Annotated in this window: 12 protein-coding genes; 4 read left to right on the forward strand and 8 right to left on the reverse strand. The window is 46.8% G+C overall.

From position 1 onward, the window contains the following. Positions 1-119: 119 nt before the first annotated feature. Complete coding sequence (locus tag A3860_RS11830; RefSeq protein ID WP_081146910.1) at positions 120-593, forward strand: response regulator transcription factor; 474 nt, start codon at positions 120-122, stop codon at positions 591-593. 144 nt (positions 594-737) lie between these two features. After that, on the forward strand, positions 738-1,283 hold the full coding sequence (locus A3860_RS11835) for a DUF4199 domain-containing protein (protein ID WP_081146911.1): 546 nt from the start codon (positions 738-740) through the stop codon (positions 1,281-1,283). Positions 1,284-1,331: 48 nt separating this feature from the next. On the opposite strand, the gene A3860_RS11840 is transcribed toward A3860_RS11835, so the two are convergent. The 4 genes from A3860_RS11840 to A3860_RS11855 are packed head-to-tail and all read right to left on the reverse strand — an operon-like array spanning position 1,332 to position 7,816. Further along, positions 1,332-2,324: a DUF4466 family protein gene (locus A3860_RS11840; RefSeq protein ID WP_081146912.1), complete on the reverse strand. Its 993-nt coding sequence runs from the start codon at positions 2,322-2,324 to the stop codon at positions 1,332-1,334. A 24-nt stretch (positions 2,325-2,348) separates the two neighbouring features. Further along, the gene (locus A3860_RS11845) at positions 2,349-2,747 is read right to left on the reverse strand and encodes a hypothetical protein (RefSeq protein WP_081146913.1); all 399 of its coding nucleotides are present in this window, start codon (positions 2,745-2,747) and stop codon (positions 2,349-2,351) included. 44 nt (positions 2,748-2,791) lie between these two features. After that, positions 2,792-4,669, reverse strand: a complete 1,878-nt coding sequence (locus tag A3860_RS11850; RefSeq protein WP_081146914.1) for a RagB/SusD family nutrient uptake outer membrane protein — start codon at positions 4,667-4,669, stop codon at positions 2,792-2,794. Positions 4,670-4,681: 12 nt separating this feature from the next. Continuing rightward, positions 4,682-7,816 (reverse strand): SusC/RagA family TonB-linked outer membrane protein, encoded by a 3,135-nt coding sequence (locus A3860_RS11855; RefSeq protein WP_081146915.1) that lies wholly within the window; start codon positions 7,814-7,816, stop codon positions 4,682-4,684. 271 nt (positions 7,817-8,087) lie between these two features. Here A3860_RS11855 and A3860_RS11860 point away from each other — a divergent pair, with 271 nt between their 5' ends. Beyond that, entirely contained in the window at positions 8,088-8,873 is a 786-nt protein-coding gene (locus tag A3860_RS11860) for an RMD1 family protein (protein WP_081146916.1), read from the forward strand. A 10-nt stretch (positions 8,874-8,883) separates the two neighbouring features. Here the strand turns inward: A3860_RS11860 and A3860_RS11865 are convergent, their stop codons facing one another. The 4 genes from A3860_RS11865 to A3860_RS11885 form a co-directional block, all read right to left on the reverse strand. Next, positions 8,884-9,570: an SET domain-containing protein gene (locus A3860_RS11865; protein ID WP_081146917.1), complete on the reverse strand. Its 687-nt coding sequence runs from the start codon at positions 9,568-9,570 to the stop codon at positions 8,884-8,886. A gap of 687 nt (positions 9,571-10,257) precedes the next feature. Beyond that, on the reverse strand, positions 10,258-12,612 hold the full coding sequence (locus A3860_RS11875) for a glycoside hydrolase family 127 protein (RefSeq protein ID WP_081146919.1): 2,355 nt from the start codon (positions 12,610-12,612) through the stop codon (positions 10,258-10,260). 66 nt (positions 12,613-12,678) lie between these two features. Beyond that, positions 12,679-14,340, reverse strand: a complete 1,662-nt coding sequence (locus A3860_RS11880; protein ID WP_245843527.1) for a DUF885 family protein — start codon at positions 14,338-14,340, stop codon at positions 12,679-12,681. A 200-nt stretch (positions 14,341-14,540) separates the two neighbouring features. After that, complete coding sequence (locus A3860_RS11885; RefSeq protein ID WP_081146921.1) at positions 14,541-15,470, reverse strand: dihydrodipicolinate synthase family protein; 930 nt, start codon at positions 15,468-15,470, stop codon at positions 14,541-14,543. Positions 15,471-15,792: 322 nt separating this feature from the next. Here A3860_RS11885 and A3860_RS11890 point away from each other — a divergent pair, with 322 nt between their 5' ends. Next, entirely contained in the window at positions 15,793-16,671 is an 879-nt protein-coding gene (locus tag A3860_RS11890; protein WP_081146922.1) for an AraC family transcriptional regulator, read from the forward strand. The last annotated feature ends 256 nt before the right edge of the window (positions 16,672-16,927 follow it).

Genomic DNA, 16,927 nt, shown 5'->3' on the forward strand with positions numbered 1-16,927 from the left:
TGTGGTGGGGGAATCTATAAATGTCGATGATCATGAAAACCGTAAATCAGCCGGAAAGGAACAGACGCCACCTAAAATACCTTATTTTTATAATACCGATCACGACATAACTTCGGGAAATGACACTCAGGCGACTGGCAAAATATAAACACCCGATCCTGTACGGCATATCAATGGCCGTACTATTATTTATATTAAAATGGTTGCAGTTCCGGTTTATGATCATCGACCATGCCCTGGAAGTATACATTGGGGCCATCGCCCTTATTTTTACCGCCCTGGGCATATGGCTGGCACTAAAACTGGCGCGCCCGAAAATTCAAACCATTGTGGTTGAAAAAGAAGTGTACAAAACACCTGCCCGGGATTTTGCCACCAATGAAGCAGAACTAGCCAAACTTGGTTTAAGCAAACGGGAACTGGAAGTACTGCAACTGATCGCCGAAGGATTGAGCAACCAGGAGATCGCCGCCCGTTTATTTGTTTCATTGAACACGGTGAAAACACATTCTTCCCGCATCTTCGAAAAACTGGATGTAAAACGCCGCACCCAGGCCATTGAAAAAGCTAAAAGACTGAACCTTATCCCTTAAATTCAATCACCCATTGGTATAAAAGCCGGGGTTTACACCAAAATCACCCGAAAGTATGAACGACGCTATCGTTTAACCCGCCATTTTTGTGTCATAACCGGCTGCCGGTACCCGGCCGGGATTCACTCACCTAACACCTCACACATGAAAAAAAATGTATTAGTATTTGGATTGCTATCCGGTTTGGTCATCACCTGCTTTGCCGTATACTCCTCCATCAGTTGCTATTATAATTCCAACTTCAAAGCCAATGAAGTGGTTGGTTATGCCGGCATGCTGGTAGCTTTTTCTTTTATCTTCCTGGGCATTAAAAATTACCGCGACAAGTTCAACAATGGCATTATCAGTTTTGGCAAGGCGTTTAAAGTAGGGTTGTTCATTACGCTCATTGCCTCCTCTTTTTATGTACTCACCTGGGTCATTGAATATTATGTCTTTTTTCCCGACTGGTTAGACAAATACTGCTCCCATATGATCAATGAAGCTAAACAAAGCGGCGTTACCCAACTGGAGCTGAACAAAACAAACGCCCAAATGAATACATTAAGGGAAATGTACAAGAACCCACTGTTTGTAGTATTGCTGACCTATGTTGAAGTGCTGCCCGTTGGTTTGGTGATCTCCCTCATCAGCGCCCTGATCTTAAAAAGAAAAGCCAGACCCGGAGGCCTGGCTGCTACGATCGCTTAATGACCAAAAAGTCGGCCCCGCTACCCGGAGCCAACTTTTCAATCAATCTTACATAGCGTACCGCTTAATGCTAAGCACCGCACTCTTGCTGGTGTTATTGGCAGAGTTGAAATAGATATACGCCCGGTATTTATGATCGGCGGTCTCAACCCATACACCAGCCTCCTGCTTCAGGTTTATGGCATAATTAGGTTCATTCGACATATTCAACTGTTGAAAATCCAGGTCATCGATATAGATGCCATACTGTAATTGCGCAAGATTATAATCCTGCAGGTTAAACGCCTTGCGCTCATTGGTGCTACGGTTCACGCCGCCGGGCAATGTAATACCCGGTAAATATTGTGCATCGGCAGCCGGTGATACCAACGCATGATTAAAGGCGCTGGTGGTTAAATTGCGATACAGATACACCAGGTCAATGCTGCCGGCTTTGGCTGCAGCATCGGTTGCATTGTACGCTGTCATGTCGGCGATAGAGATATACGCCAGGTTGCCGTCAGAAACAGCAATGTTACGCTTCATATCCATTTTAGCAATCGTATACGGACCCATTTTGTAGGATACTGTTTCGCCATTGCTGCTCTCGGCAGAAAAAGTAAAGGATACGGATTGTCCACGGGCTGCATCGGGAATAATATAATAATAGCGCAGGGTTGCGGCATTGGTGTCTTTGCTAAAACTAACCGTAGTGATGTTCTTGGTTGTGACGGAAGTGCTACCCACTGTTATGCCTACATCTACCCCACTGTTGTTGGTGTAGTACGATTTATTTTCCATCCAGGTACCGGCGGCGCCATCAATAGTGGCTTCTACGTGGGCCGAAACCAGTTTTCCTTTTTCGGCCAGTATGGCCATGGCATAGGCAAACTCAATAGTTTGCCCTACAATGTTAGGCCCCTGGGTCCTTTTTATACAATCGTTTTGCAGTACATCCTTTGGCACCGGCAGCTCGTAATCTTTCTTTTTGCAACCGGCCATTATTAGCAGCAGGGCGGTCAGCAAAAACGTGTCTCTGATATATGTTGATTGAAGTTGCATAATTGACGCTTTTTTCGTGAGTGACTATCTCGGTTGAACCGTGATCAATACTTTATATGTTTTCTGGATCTGCCTGTTCCCGGAGATCACCGTGTATTGTTTCGGATTGGCGAGGTCAGAAAAATCGACCTTGCCTACGATCTTGGGGTCCAGCTTGCAATCGGTGGCCAGTGTAAATTGCGGGAACAGGTTTTTAAGATCGGTACCAAACTGCACGGTTACATTTACCGTTTGAGCCGTTGTATCGATCACCGGCGATTTGGTGAGCACGGTCACATAGTCTGCACCCAGCAATTCGAAATTGCTCACATAACATTCTGCCCGCGGAGTTATTAACAACCCATCATCGTCAACGGGATAATCTTTTTTACATGCTGTTGCGCTTAGCATTATCAGCGCACTTATTATAATCAGATGTTTCATTTTTCTTGTTTTGAGAACTAAAAAACTAAAACCTTACAAACTGGTTACCTCCACGGCGCATTCTGCGTGAGGTTAGGGTTTCGGTCCCGTTCAGAAGGCGGTATCCGGAAAATATAATTCTGCTGATACTCCCTGAACGAAGTGTTCTGATAATACCTTGATTGGTTGGCGCCCCAGGTATCGTTGCGCCAGACACCCGCAGCATCGCCAGGCGGCGCCCATCTTTTTTCAATAAAGCGCCAGCGGCGAAGATCAAATGGCCGCTGTCCTTCGCCAATGAGCTCCACTATTCTTTCCTGTTCAATAGCGGCAAAGAAGGTAGAGTCATTGGTTGTTTTAGTTGCGCTCAATGGAGGCAGGTTACCACGATGCCGTACCCGGTTCACCAGGTCAATGGCATCGGCCTGCGGACCACTCACTGCATTGGTAGCTTCGGCATACATCAGGTACACATCGGCCAGGCGGATCACCGGCCAGGCAAAATCGCCATCGCTACGGCCCTGCCCCGCATAATTGCGAACGAATTTGCGGAAAGCATAACCCGAGTTAACGCCATCGGTATTGTAGGTAATATAATTTATGCCGTCGATAGTAACTGCCGAACCCCAGGTTTTATAAATGAACGGACACATACCTGTTGACGCCAGCGACACCATACCCACACTCATTTCATAATCCCATTGAATGGTTGATTTCATGCGGTAATCGCGGTTGGCATAACTGGCCGGGTTAACTGCAGAATTGGTGCGGGTGCGGGCATCTGCTACCGTAGTTGGGTTTAACCCAATGAGCTTGGGTGCAAAATCACCGGTGGTGAGCAACTGATAGCGGTCGGCTATTTCAAAACGGGGCGATACCCAGCATTGCGAGCCTTCGTGTGAACGGCCGGCAAAATCGCGCATCAGTTCTTCCCCCTGACTGGTACCGGTTCCTCCATGGGTAAACACCAGCAACATTTCAGGATCGCCATTGGCTTTGGGTGTGAACAGGTAATAATAGTTGGGTAATTTATCGGCTTTGCCCAGGGTATCTATTTCACCGGGGTCGCCGCCTTTGTATAAGGTAAGGCCATAATCGTTGGCCACTTTTTTAAAGTCGGCCGCAGCAGCCGTATATGCAGCCTGTGCTTCTGTCGTATTTTGCGTAAAGCCATCCAGTTCGGGCCAGCCATTCTTTTTCCAGGAAGCCCAGTACAATTGTACTTTTCCGCGCAATGCCAGTGCGCCGGGTTTTCCGGTTCTACCCAATGCCGAAGGCTTTGCAGGCAGCTTCTCATACGCATAGGTAAGGTCAGACAGAATGGAATCCTTTACCTGGGCAATGGGCATGCGGGCCAGATTGCCAATTTCAATATTGGCGTCATTTACATCATTGGGTACGGTATGACTGAGGAACGGTACATCGCCCCACATAGTGATGAGCCTGAAATAACACAGGGCACGCAACATCCTTGCTTCACCAATAATGGTTTCGAGGTTGGCCACCGATGAAGGCGCCGCCGTTTGCAACATGTTGCTTACATTTTCAATTACATAGTTGGTCCTGTTTATGCCGCCATACAGGTAGCGGAACATTTTATCGAAAGAAGACCCATAACCGGAAGGATTGTAGTTACCATTATTGTACGCATCGCCAAGGCGCAGATCGCCGCTGGTGGTACTGTTGGTACCGCTGCGGTCGCGCAGATATTCACCCTGGCCATCGAAATAATAATCGCGGTCGAAGCAGGGCCTGATGGAAGCATAAGCTCCCATCAGCGCGTACGTAGCATCGGCTTCGGTCTTCCAGTATTGGGATATTAGGATCTCTGTGGTTGGATCCTGATCGAGGAGTCCCTTGCGGCAAGCTGTCATAAGCATACAACCTGCCAGAATGATTAACACGGGTTTTCCTATAATTATATGTAAGTTTCTTTTTTTCATACTTGCAGCAGTTTATAAACCTAATTGAACAGACAGGGCATAAGATTTAACCAGCGGGTACATATTATTGTTACTACCCGTTTTTTCAGGATCGAGCCCGCGGTATTTAGTAATGGTACCCAGGTTTTCGGCCGTTCCGGCAATACGCAAACTGCTGATGCCGGCTTTACCGATCAATTTTTTCGGAAGGGAATAACCCAGCTGAACGTTCTTTAAGCGGATGAAGCTCATATTGTCGAGCCAGAAGGTTGACATACCGGCGCCGGTTGTACCTGTTGCCTGGTTGTTACCACTGCCGCCCAAACGCGGCCAGTCGCCACTGCGGTTATCCCACGACCAGGGCCGGTACCAGTGGTCCCAGGTAGATGCATAGCGGGCCGTGCTGAAGTTGGTATTATTGAAGGCGTTTAACCAGAAGTCTTTTCGCCCGTATGAGCCCTGTACCATGAAGGCCATGTCGAACCCTTTCCACGAGGCATAACCGCTGAGCGTAACATAGGTGGAAGGCCGGTCGCGGGTAAAGTTGCTGTAAGCCCGCATATCATTGGCATCAATACGGCCATCGCCATTGATGTCTTTACGAAGAATATCGCCCGGTTGTGCGCCCTGCGGCGTATTGTTATAAATATCTTCCCAGGTTTGTGCAATGCCAATGGCTTCATAGGCATACACATAATTATAAGGCATGTCAACAAAAATATTGGCGCCCGAGTTTGCAGAACCCCGGCCAATATACTCGTTCCATTTTTCCAACCGGGTTTTGTTATACGATGCATTCACGGTAACGGCATAATTCAGGGTACGGATGTTATCCTTCCAGGTGAAATTGCCTTCTATACCGCGGTTGCGGAGGTTACCGATATTTTTACGCGGCGGATTGTAAGCGCCCGACAGCATGATCGAAAGATCTGAAGGACGGTTCATACCGGTAGTAAGGCGGTCGTAATAATCCAGCTCGGCAGTGAGCCGGTTGTTGAGGAAGGCCAGTTCCAACCCGGCATTGAATACACTTGTTTTTTCCCACGACAGATCGGTATTCATCAGCTTGCTGTTCACAAAACCCCGGGTTACGCTGCCATTGATCATATACAAATTGGTCGCCAGGGTTGGTTGTTGTTCGTACCGGCCTACCCCGCTGTTGTTACCCAACCCGCCATAGGATACGCGCAGCTTTCCATTTGTTAAGAATTTATCAGTAAACTTATTGATGAATTTCTCTTCGGTAAAGCGCCAGCCCAATGCAACTGATGGAAAGAAGCCATACTGGTGACCGGGCAGGAATTTGGAAGAACCATCAACCCTGAAATTCCCTTCGAGCAGGTACTTGTTGAATGCGGTATAGTTAAGCCGGCCAATATAAGAACGCAATCCTTCGGTATTACTACTTCCACTGGAAGATACAATACCGGTAAGGGCGGCATCTACTTCACTTAAACCCGGGAACAGGCGGTCGTTACGCGAGCTGCCCTGTAAACGATCGTACCAGTATTCTTCACTATATACAAACAACGCATTGATCTCATGATTGGCGTTAATGGTAGTGTGATAATTTACCCGGCCGTTCATCATGGTCTTGTACCCGGTAGCGGTGTTATTACTTATCCCTGCATTGGGCCCCACATACACGCGGCTGCCATACGTGCCGGTTTGAAAATTGAATGCCTGGTTGGGCATATTGGCGTTATAGGCAAACTGGTTGTAATAATTCAATGCGTAATCAATGGTACCGGTCAGTCCCTTAATGGGCGTCCAGTCGTAATACATCATTACGTTGGCTTCCTGGCGGTTTTGACGGTTTAAGCTGTTTACGTACAGGGTATAGGGGTTGTATGCCTGCGGGTCTTCGCCATAGGCCATAACGCCGCCATATTTACCAGAAGTGGGATCATAGGGTAAAATACCGGCAATGGCATATTGCATATCGGTGCCGGCCGTATTGTTAGGGTCTGAATCGGTAAAGCCTTCTTCCAACGCATAGGTGATCTTCGACCAGTTGCCGTTGAACTTCACACCCGTATTCATATTGTTGCGCACTTTGTAATCGAAATTGAACCGGGCATTGAACTGTTTGTAATCGTTGTTGATTTGCAAACCGGCTTCATCACGCATGCCAACCGATGCAAAAAAGTTCGATTTATCATTACCACCCGAAGCACTCAGGTTATAGTTTTGGTACGAACCGTCGCGGATGATGACATTCCACCAATCAGTGTTGGGATACCGAACCGGGTCTATCATGCCCAATGCCATCCACTGATCAATAGTTCCGTTCTTGAATGTCTGGTTGGCAGGAAGGGTGTTGGTGGCTGCCCGGCGTTGCTCAAGGGTTAAGGCCCGCGGGTAATCGGCCATGAAGGAATAGGCCTTCACTGGTTTTTCCAGTGCCATATTGGTGTTTAAATTAATAGCAGTTTTTCTACCCCCTTTTCCGGTTCTGGTAGTAATAAGAATAACGCCGTTAGCGGCCCGCGATCCGTATACCGAGGCAGAGGTGGCATCTTTTAAAACCGAAATGGTTTCAATATCATTAACATTTATGCGGTTGATGTCAACATCGGGCATTCCGTCGACCACAATGAGCGGGTTGCTGTTATTAACGGTCCCCAATCCACGAATCAATAAGTTGGCGCCGTTACGGCCGGCCATACCGGTGCTTTGCGTGGCGGCCAGTCCCGGAACCAATCCGCTTAACCCGGCCGATACGTTGGGCAGGGAGCGGGTGGTGATCTTGTCATCCACATTTACGGTGCCTACCGCGCCCACCAGGTTCACCTTTTTCTGGCGGCCGTAACCAACCACTACCACATCGGCCATGGAAGACACTTTCAGCTTCAGGGTAACAGGGTATTCGGTGCGGTCGTCAACCGGCACTTCCATGGTTTCATAAGTGGTTGAGGTGAATACCAGCACAGAACCTGCAGCCGCACTGAGCGTAAATTGACCTTTGGAATTTGTTTTTGTGCCAGTGTTGGTGTTCTTGATGATCACCGTAACGGCGGGAACCGGCGCATTGGTTTCGTCGATAACTGTTCCTGAAATCGTTTTCAGTTGCGCTCCGGAAAATAAGGGAATAAGTAGCAAAAAAGGCAATAATAGCCTGGGAACGGGCAGGGGAACCCTGGCCCGCATGTAGCAAGTAAATGGCATAAGCAATCTGTTTTGGTTTTATATCGTAGCACCCCAAACTTGATAAAAAAAGCTGGAATCGTTTTCAGAAACGAATGATTTATTTACTGAAACGTTTAAGTTAGGATTGGTGAATGGTCAATGGTGAATGGTGAATAGAACCCGATTCGCAAGCCTGATAATTAATAGGAAAAGCAGAAATTTCGTGAATCCATTGACCATTGACTATTGACCATTGACCAGTAAGAGTTAACTTTAATTATGGAGCGGAGATCAACCAAACAGACGATGTATGCTAAAAGTATTGTCCTTACAAATTGCCGACAGCATTGATATTAAACAATTTAAAACTGTTTTCAAGGCCGAGTTGCTGCATGGGGATTCAGACGAATTGTTTTACCGGGTAAATTCGCATACCCAGAAATTTGCCTATATTTTCAAATACGGCATCGTAAGCCTGTTGGGATACAATGAAGTGGAGACCATGGCCTTTATTCAGGCCATTACGCCTTATTGCAAAAACCCGCTCGACCAGCACATCAGCGACGAGTTTGATATTGAAGTAAATGCGAGCAGAAATAATTTCGGCTATAATAAGATTGAAATAGAACGGGCCAGTACCGATAGCCTGCGGCTGATCATGCTAAACGTTTCGCAATCTGTAGCATTGGACCATTTCAGCCAGCAAACCAACCTGTTGCTCGAAGAAACCACGCATCATACCCAGCAACTGGAAAAAAAAGGCCGGCTCGACCTGAGCGGCACCAATCTGAAAAAATACATTGGCCGCACATTGAACCTCAAAAACCGCATTGAGGCCAACCTGTATATTTTTGATTCACCCGAAGAAACCTGGGAACATGAAGACCTGAACCGGCTGGACATCGGTCTTAAAAAAACCTTCGACCTCCAGGCCCGGTTCAGAACTATTCGCGAGGGATTGGAAATTGTAAAAGAGAACCTCGACTTGTTTAAAGATCTGCTTCAATACAGGAACAGCATTGTGTTGGAGTGGATCATCATTATCCTGATCCTGGTTGAAGTCATCAATTTGTTTATAGAGAAGCTAATGAAATAGCAACCGGGCATCAGGCCATTACGCCATTCAGCTTGCTGCCATTCACTTTCACTTTATGAGCTTTGCCATTTGTTTTGGCGGCCTTCCCATTAACTGCTTTCCCGTTCACTTTCTTCCCATTGGCAGCCTTGCCATTTACTTTCTTCCCATTGGCAACCTTTCCATTTACTTTCTTGCCATTCGTTTTGCCCCGTCCGAACGGATCATCCGGGCGGGCGTTTACGCCATTCAATTTCACGCCATTAACTTTAGCGCCATTGGCCAGTAATTTCTTTTTCTCCTTTTCATCAATACGAATGTTGTGGCGGATCACCTGCCAGTATTCAGGTCCATAACTTACCAGTATTTCACCACCGGCCGGAATATCTTTGGCAGCTTCAATAAATACACGCTTGCCATCTTCAGCATACTCCGCGTTGTTGTTAATGTCCTTTACACGTTCAAGACCTCTTGCATCATTGGCATAGCGGGCAAGGGCCTTTTTATCGTTCAGTGCATCAATTACAAAATTGCGTGTCACGTAATAGATATAAGGGCTCTCTGCTTCATCGGCCTGTACTTCTTTCCAGGTCCTTGTTCTGCCTTTATACTCTACAATACGGGTTCCTTTAGGAATAAATTTTTTGGTAAATAATCCTTTTCCAGCGTTGGGTAAGGTAGACTTTTTAACGTACAACTGTTTCTCCAGGAATGCCATTCAATAAAAAAATAAGTAGTTTAAAAGATGCTTTTACTATAGTTCAAAACCAACAGGCCATTAACCGTACTCTATATTAGTTTATTGTGTTTAAGTACGATAATAATATTCCGTTTGCCAGTAACCGAAATAATGGTTAAACAGGCGTCGAAGATAAGAACTAAACTTATATTTTTTATATGCTGTTGAATTGAACAGGGATAATCCATAGGCTCTATATAAAAAATACAAACAAAGTCAACTGAAATTTTTTCCGTTCCTCAACAAAACCGGCTGCCATTTTTTTCCGGCAACGTTCCCGGAAATGCCAGCAATCACCAATAAGCCTGCTAAAACAGGATAAGCTGTTTTGCTGTTGCACCATACCAGACGACAAAAGCCGGCATTTACCTCACCCGCAGCATGCAAAATTATGCTTAGCACCGGTTGAACACTTTTCACTCATGTTCCCGTTCCCGGGAGCACCCTATCGGGTATAAAATCCCATGCCTGAAGCTCAACATTCCCTTTGTATGCTAAATTCTTAAAAGTAAACTATTTACAACCCGGCACCGGGCTGGCTATTATAAAAGGGTGCAATAAAAGCCTGCCCCGTCAGCCGGGATTATAAAGCCCCCAAAAAGCAACAGTCCGTCCCGGCCAAACCGGAACGGACTGTTCATTTATTAACTGGTCAATCTTATCAACCTACTCCCCTCTCATCATCCGCACTTCGCCATATACGGGGCCCACCATATTGTGTAAGGCCGGCTTGAAGGTCACTTTCACGGTAACTTTACCCCTGGTAACATTAGCAGGTATGGTATATACAATCTCATAGAACTTACTGGCCTTGTATTTATTGAGGTCTTCCGTTGCAATTTTCACATCATTCACGAGTATATCGAATGTTCTGCCCCGGTTATCCATTCCCCAGTAGGTGCATAACAGGGTATTGGCAGCTGCAGAATCAACCTTCAGGTTAAAAGAGAAATAACCGCCGGGATAGGCCACCCGATATTTCCTGTTATGTTCTTCGCCCGTATTTAAATTTTCCCCGCCAAAATCATGATCTCTTTCGGGCTGCATTTCACCCAGGCGCAACAGATCAACTGTCTTTACTTCTATTTCATGCCTTCTTTTGCGTTCTGCCTCGTAAACTTTTTGTTGTTCGGCCCAGCCCTGGGGGGTGAACAGGTCCCAGTACACACTGTAAAATTCTTTTTGCACCTGGTTAAAAGGGATCAGCGTAACCTCCTGCGGCTGGCCGGTATGCACCGAATGAAAGACCAGCGGCTGGCTATCATCGGCCTTCAACCATTTTTGCGGATCGTTTTCCGTTGATACCAGTACCGGTATACCGGTCACCGGGTCGGGTTCCTGGTTACCAAATACGCCCGCCAATACCAACGGCCCGTAAAACACGGCAACACGGCCGGCATTATCGGGCATTGCCCTGGTGTACAATGACAGCTCCGGTTTAAATTCAACGGTATCGCCGGTCTTCCAGTTGCGGGTGATGGTGAAGTAGCCATTGGCATCGGCGGTTGCATTTACCAGCTTTCCGTTCACAGCCACCCATATCCGCTGTTTCGACCAGTATGGATTGCGGATACACAATGGGAACGATACCGGTTTTGCCGCTTTTATTGTCAATAGCACCCGGTCACTGGCCGGCAATTGCGTTTGTTGTTCTATTACCACGCCTTTTTCTTTCCAGTTCAACCGCGACGCAATGAACAGGTTTACATACAGGCTGCCATCTGCCCCCTGGAAATAGATGCTTTCGCCATACTTCACATGATTTTCCATACCCGACCCCACGCAACAGGTAAAAGTGTTGAAGGAATCACTGAACTCTTTTTGGGTGCCCATGCGCAGCGGTACAAAATAGCACATCATACCGGTGTGGTGATTTTGGGAAGAAAGGATATGGTTATACAGGGCGCGCTCATAAAAATCCATCAACTGGCCCGAAGGCTGCAAAGCAAACAAATGCCGGGTTAATTTCAGCATATTGTAGGTATTGCAGGTTTCCATGGTATTATCGGTGAGCGCATCATTCAATTTACCCACCGGCCCCAGGTATTCATAATTGCTGTTACCGCCCGGCGCATAGGTATGATTGTTTACCACGGTTTGCCAAAAGAAATCAGCAATGGTTTTGTCTTTATCACTTGCGGTTAATTCATAGCGGCGAATGCAACCTATTACTTTAGGAATTTGGGTATTGGAATGTTTGCCGGGCAGAATGTCTTTTTGCAGAGCCAGCGAATCGAGGATGCGTTTATCGTGAAATTTATAAGAAAGATCGAGGTACTTTTTTTCGCCGGTCAATGCATACGTATTTACCAGCACATCATTCATACCGCCGTATTCGCAAAACAACATGCGTTGCAGCGAGCTGTCGGGCAGGTTGCTCAGCAGGTGTGCCGTCCAGTCGGCGATGCCGGTTTCAACCGTCAGGGCTTTCTTATTATCGCAATACAGATAAGCATCCAGCAGTCCGGCCATGATCTTGTGCACGGTATACCAGGGCGACCAGGCGCCGTTGAGGTCAAATCCTCTTGAGCGGATATTCCCCTTTTCCACTTCGGCCCACATACTGTCTTCCTTTGGAATAGCGCCTACATACCCATTGCGCTTGGGCCCACATTCGGCCAACTCATTCACGATGTAATTTACTTTATCGAGAAACTGTTTGTCGTGCGTAACGCCGTAATGCATGGCACAGGCCGATAAGTAATGACCCAACGTATGACCTGCCAACCCCGAATTTTCCCAGCCACCATAACGTTCGCCTTTTGCTTTCAGGCCGGCATGCTCGCGAAAATCACACAGCAGGCGGTCTGGTTCTATCAACTGCAAATATCGCACATCTGCTTCCATGGCGGTCCTGAACGGGCCATCGAGCAATTGCACATCCTGCAGGTTAAAGCTGTATGCCTTCACCGGAACAACCGGTTTTATTTTCATTTTGGGTTGTTGCTTTTCGGGCACGTATGATTGTGCATTACAATACATAGTCAGCAACAGCAATGATGAGAGGGTATACTTTTTCATAATTGGTATAAGGTATATATTGACAATAGGCAATGCACAAAAATTCTAACAACCCTTGCATATTGCTTATTGCCTATTGTAGAATCTCCACTCCGCTTTATAATCTTTCGGCAACGTTTGGTTCGTTATTATCGCCCTAACCATGGCAACCGGCATGGCGTTCTCGCGCAGCACGGCATCATGGTATTGGGTATAGGTCATTTTGCCACCGTCGACCAGTTCTTTTTTCATGGCATAGAACTGCAACCCGCCGATCATATACGCCAGCTGGTATAACGGGCTATACCCGCCCACAAATGAACGGCGCACTTCGCCTTCGGCATTGGCGCGTTCGTGCCCTACCCTATCGACCAGGAAATCGATACACTGCTGCGGCGTCCATTTACCGAGGTGATAGTTTAATGAGAAAATGATGCGGGCGCAACGGTGCATGCGCCAGAACAACATACCTACACGGTCTTCGGGCGATTGCGGAAATTTAAGATCCCACAACAACATCTCCCAGTACAGGGCCCAGCCCTCAACCCAAAATGGCGTATCAAAATTGCGGTATGCTTTATACCGGCTGTTCATGAAGCCCTGCAAATGATGACCGGCAATGAGTTCATGGTGTACTGTTGCCCGGGAAAAATGCGGATTGTTCCCCCGCATGCTCATCATTTTGTCGTCTTCTTCCATGGTATTGGTTGGGTAAGAAATACTCAGCTCTTCACCACCGGTAAAGAAAGGATTCACCAATTGCCGCTGGGGCGTCATCATGATCATGCGCCAGGTTTCTTCGGCCATGGGTGGAATGGTAAGCAGGTTATTCTTTTTCAGGAAGGCAATGGATTCGTTGTATATTTTCATGATGGCCTCGGGTTGTTTACCCGGCGCCACATAAGTGTTCTTTACTTTTTCAAGTGCTTTCTTCCAGTCTTTGCCAAAACCCATTTCCTGTGAAGCTTTCAACATTTCTGCATCGCACCAGGCAAATTCCTTATTGGCAATATCAACCAGTTCTTCCGGGGTATAGGGAATGAACTCCTGTTGCAGCTGGCGGATGATCTCTTCTTTTCCGATGGGATAACCAACTATGCCACTACCATCATCTTTACCACCGGGCGCGGCTTTTCCTTTTTGTTGCCAAAGCTTTCCATAGGCCTCCAGGGCGCTGTCGAGGTGCTTGAAGGTATCGGGCATCCACCAGGTATAGCCAGGATCGTAGCCGGCATAAAATTCATTCACGCTTTTCAGCGCGGCCTGCAACCCCCGCACAATACCCTGGGCCCGACGGATAAGGTTAATGGTTATGGTGGTATCTTTTTCCAGGGTTTTGGATAATTTATCAATGCTGCCGGCAATACTTTTCATACTGGCGGCCCATTGCTGCGCATCGGGTTGCGAACCACGGCGGCGGAATTTTTCCATGTCATAAATGCCGGGCGTAAACGTAAACCAGGCGTCGAGCTGCCCGTATTCTTTTTTCTCCACATCGAGCACCCGCAGCTCTTCATTGAGATTCCTTTTAAACAGAATATAATCTACGCGGCTGCCGGTGGGCAGGCTTTCATAATTCAACTGCTGAACCTGTTTCAGGTAGTCAGTGACCAGGGTTGCCAGCCTGTCGCGCCGTTCAGGTGAATTTTCTACAAAATAGAACCGGTTCAAACTGCCGTGATCGGCTTCGTATTGCACCATCACATTATTTACTTCACTGGTTTGCTGGTAAAGAGCGGTTTGAGCCATAGATGACAAGGCGGTTAGCATGCAGCCAAGGATTAATAAATGATTCTTTCTCATAAGCGTATATGGTCAATGTTACTGTTTCCGGTTACCGGGTCCCGGTTACCAGGTGAAAAAATTCGTAGACCCCCACAACAGGTAAAGTGATCGAAATTCAAGGCCCGGCAACTGGTAACCGGTAACTGGCACCTACTTCATACTTCCTACTTCATACTTCCTACCTCATACTTCATATATTCAGGTAATTCTGGTCTGTTTGCAATACCCTCGTTGATGATTGCCAAAATACGTTCCCGTTCTTCCCCAATCAGTGTTAACCGTGGTGCGCGCACATATTCTGAACCCAATCCCACCTGTGCTTCGGCCAGCTTAATGTACTGCACCAGTTTGGGATGAATATCCAGTTCGAGCAATGGCAGGAACCAGCGGTAAATAGCACGGGCTTCCTCAATCATACCGGCTTTTATGAGTCGGAATACCGCAACGGTTTCGCGGGGGAAAGCAGTTACCAGTCCGCCCACCCAGCCATCGGCGCCCATCAGCAACTCCTCCATGGCCAGGGTATCAACCCCACACAGGATCTTATAGCGATCGCCAAACGTATTGATCATCCGCGTCACATTCGACACATCACGGGTTGATTCTTTCACCGCCTGGATATTATCGAATTCAAGCAGTTGTTCAAAAATATCGAGGGTAACATCAATTTTATAGTCAACCGGATTGTTGTAGATCATAATAGGCAGATCGGTTGATTGGGCAACGGCCTTAAAGAACGTAAACGTTTCGCGGGCATCGGTCTTGTAACGCATGGGTGGCAATAACATCAGTCCTTTTACGCCCCAGCTTTTGCCCAATGCAGCCTGCCGTACGGCTTCTTTGGTTGCGCCTTCTGCAATGTTCAGTACAACCGGAACCGGACCAGCTATTTCAATGGCCAGTTTTACCAGCGTTTCTTTTTCTTCGGTAGTAAGGGTACTTGCTTCCCCGAGACTGCCCCCCAGCACAATACCATCAACACCGGCATCCAGCTGCGATTGCAGGCCTTTTTTAAACAATGCCAGGTCGAGGGTATCATTTGCTGTAAACTTGGTTGTGAAGGCAGGAAAAACACCTTTCCATGATATACTCATTCGTATTAATTTTTAATAAAGGTATTATGAAGCAGTTAGTATAGGATAGCCTCTTTTAATCAGTTTGTTACCGATTTTAACAAGGTGGGGAAGGTCAATGGTGAATGGGTTTCTATTATTGCAGGTTCCTGATCAGTATTAAACCGTTGTTCTATCAGTGCTCGTGTCCGCTCTACAATTAATCAGTTTTTTACCAATATTAACCTCATTGATCACAATACGGGAAAAATTTGGTAATATTGGTTAAACAGCCAGGCCACTGCACATGAATTTTGTCGTGGGGAGTTTTCAGCTGGCCAAAACTAAAAACAAATAATTGCAGATGAAAGTCGTTCAGTTCACGATACCGGTTTCTTCAGAATCCTCTATCATGGTACAGGAAGATAAGTTACCACATTTTTACAATCACCTGCACCGCCACAATGAAACACAGCTTACATGGATCATCAAAGGAGAGGGAACGCTCATTGCCGGCACCTGTATGCAGCGCTTTCAATCGGGTGATATCTATATCCTGGGCGCCAACCAGCCCCACCTGTTTAAAAGCGATCCGGTTTATTTTGAGAAGAACAGCCATAAAGACATCCATGCACTTACCCTGTTTGTTGACCTGCGCGGCCCATTCGGCAAGATCCTCGATCTGCCCGAAATGAGCAACGTTAAAAAGTTTATGGAAGCCACCCGCAAGGGTTTACAGGTTCCGGCCTCGCACCAGCACGATATTATGAAAAAAATGTTGCTGGTGAAGGAAGCCCGCAACGGCATCAGACTGTCCTTCTTTATTCAACTGCTGCAAAACCTCAGCCGCATCAAACAATATAAATCACTGTCTACAACCCATACTGAAAGCTCTATCACCGAATCGGAAGGATTGCGCATGAATGATATTTACCAGTACACCATGACGCATTATACCGAGAACATTACCCTGAAACAAATTGCCGATGTGGCCCATCTTACCCCACAGGCTTTTTGCCGGTATTTCAAAAAGCACACCTTGAAAACCTATGTGGCCTTTTTGAATGAAGTGCGTATCAATGAAGCCTGCAAAAAGATCGTGGCAGAAAATTTCGACAGCCTGGCTGCCGTTGCTTATCAAAGCGGCTTTAATAATGCCGTTACCTTTAACCGGGTATTCAAAAAAATAACCGGACAACCACCCAAGAAATTCCTCACGGAGTATATGCAAAAAGTAAATTAGATGCTTTTGCAAGCTGATCGACCCGCCTGGTGTACGCAATAACATGCACCAGGCGGGTCGCTTCTTTTTTATATAGCTGCCAACCACACATCTTTTATATTCATAACTTATCATCGCCTGACTGGCACTCCCCAAAGGATAAGTTGAAAATAAATGTGTTTCCCCGAAAACTTTGTCATTAATTTGACCGCCTTCAATAACCTGCACTTCATAAAGTAACACAAACACCAACAGTTACACGAAACACCGCTAATCT

It is taken from the genome of Niastella vici, assembly GCF_002077945.1.
In the GTDB taxonomy this organism is placed as follows: Bacteria; Bacteroidota; Bacteroidia; order Chitinophagales; family Chitinophagaceae; genus Niastella; species Niastella vici.

Bases quoted from the DNA above. Each gene is read 5' to 3' on its own strand.
- A3860_RS11850 (WP_081146914.1), bottom strand. From the start codon at position 4,669: ATGAAAAAAAGAAACTTACATATAATTATAGGAAAACCCGTGTTAATC.
- A3860_RS11880 (WP_245843527.1), bottom strand. From the start codon at position 14,340: ATGGCTCAAACCGCTCTTTACCAGCAAACCAGTGAAGTAAATAATGTG.
- A3860_RS11875 (WP_081146919.1), bottom strand. From the start codon at position 12,612: ATGAAAAAGTATACCCTCTCATCATTGCTGTTGCTGACTATGTATTGT.
- A3860_RS11845 (WP_081146913.1), bottom strand. From the start codon at position 2,747: ATGAAACATCTGATTATAATAAGTGCGCTGATAATGCTAAGCGCAACA.
- A3860_RS11885 (WP_081146921.1), bottom strand. From the start codon at position 15,470: ATGAGTATATCATGGAAAGGTGTTTTTCCTGCCTTCACAACCAAGTTT.
- A3860_RS11855 (WP_081146915.1), bottom strand. From the start codon at position 7,816: ATGCCATTTACTTGCTACATGCGGGCCAGGGTTCCCCTGCCCGTTCCC.
- A3860_RS11830 (WP_081146910.1), top strand. From the start codon at position 120: ATGACACTCAGGCGACTGGCAAAATATAAACACCCGATCCTGTACGGC.
- A3860_RS11840 (WP_081146912.1), bottom strand. From the start codon at position 2,324: ATGCAACTTCAATCAACATATATCAGAGACACGTTTTTGCTGACCGCC.
- A3860_RS11865 (WP_081146917.1), bottom strand. From the start codon at position 9,570: ATGGCATTCCTGGAGAAACAGTTGTACGTTAAAAAGTCTACCTTACCC.
- A3860_RS11835 (WP_081146911.1), top strand. From the start codon at position 738: ATGAAAAAAAATGTATTAGTATTTGGATTGCTATCCGGTTTGGTCATC.
- A3860_RS11890 (WP_081146922.1), top strand. From the start codon at position 15,793: ATGAAAGTCGTTCAGTTCACGATACCGGTTTCTTCAGAATCCTCTATC.
- A3860_RS11860 (WP_081146916.1), top strand. From the start codon at position 8,088: ATGCTAAAAGTATTGTCCTTACAAATTGCCGACAGCATTGATATTAAA.